Below are 266 nucleotides of genomic sequence, written 5' to 3'. Positions count from 1 at the left end.
GTGGTGATGCCGGCGTCGGCGAGAACCGCGTCGAACGATGCGGTGAACTGTCCGGCGCGGTCACGGACCAGGACCTGGAAGTCGGCAGCCCGGTCACCGAGATCCATGAGGAGGTTCCGGGCTTGTTGGGTGGTCCACGATCCGTCGGGGTGGGCGGTGACCCCGAGGACGTGGACGGTGCGGGAGCCGACCTTTATGACGAAGAAGCAGTACAGCCGCCGCAGCGTCACCGCGCAGTCCACGTGGAAAAAGTCCACGGCCAGCAT

General features: G+C 66.2%; 1 pseudogene. It reads right to left on the bottom strand.

The features are described from left to right. Window positions 1-266, bottom strand: a pseudogene (locus FMEAI12_RS35300) (transposase); the annotation flags it as partial.

Origin of the sequence: Parafrankia sp. Ea1.12 (assembly GCF_900465275.1) — a bacterium.
GTDB classification, from domain to species: Bacteria; Actinomycetota; Actinomycetes; order Frankiales; family Frankiaceae; genus Parafrankia; species Parafrankia soli.
This window is presented reverse-complemented; position numbering and strand designations above follow the sequence as displayed.